Annotated in this window: 2 protein-coding genes; both read right to left on the reverse strand. The window is 53.6% G+C overall.

Annotated features, from left to right (window positions below; genetic code table 11):
* The coding region (locus tag PROAA_RS13450) for a flagellar hook assembly protein FlgD (protein WP_186411832.1) at positions 1–476 on the reverse strand (476 nt) is incomplete at its 3' end.
* A gap of 24 nt (positions 477–500) precedes the next feature.
* A partial coding sequence (locus PROAA_RS13455) for a flagellar basal body rod C-terminal domain-containing protein (protein WP_281182271.1) occupies positions 501–608 on the reverse strand: 108 nt, incomplete at its 5' end.

Here is a 608-nt window from a genome sequence, read left to right on the forward strand (position 1 = left end):
GAAAAATTGAATACACCGGCGTCACGCGCACCAAGATCTTGACTCTGAACCACCTGCCCGGCCGAATTCAGAATATTCAGTTTAACTTTATCGGCCGCTGACGCCAGACTCACGCCCCCGTAGGCCGCGCCGCCAGTCAGCGCAAGCTGCGACCCAGGAACCAGTACGCTCTTCCCGAGCATTCCTGCCGCCTGCATCGATTGGCTGGTTGCTAGACCATCAGCCAACGACGTCATCGTCGTGTTGAGCTTTTCAATGCCTGAAACCGTGCTCATTTGCGCCAGTTGGCTGGTCATCTCCGCATTGTCCATAGGATTGAGCGGATCCTGGTTCTTCAACTGCGTAACCAGCAGCTTGAGAAAGCGATCCTGCGATGCTGCGCTAGTGGAAGTCTCAGCCGCCGTAGTACTGGCTCCTGCCGCATTGATCTTTGTAAAAGGGTCAATGACCGGCGATGTTGATTGTACGGTTGTCATGCGGATCTCCTTGGAAATTCAAGCTCACTGCCCAAGCGTCAACGTTTTGAGCAGTAACTGCTTTGCGGTATTCATCACTTCGGCATTGGTTTGGTACGAGCGCGAGGCAGAGATCATGTTGACCATTTCATC

It is taken from the genome of Candidatus Propionivibrio aalborgensis (genome assembly GCF_900089945.1).
Lineage (GTDB): Bacteria > Pseudomonadota > Gammaproteobacteria > Burkholderiales > Rhodocyclaceae > Propionivibrio > Propionivibrio aalborgensis.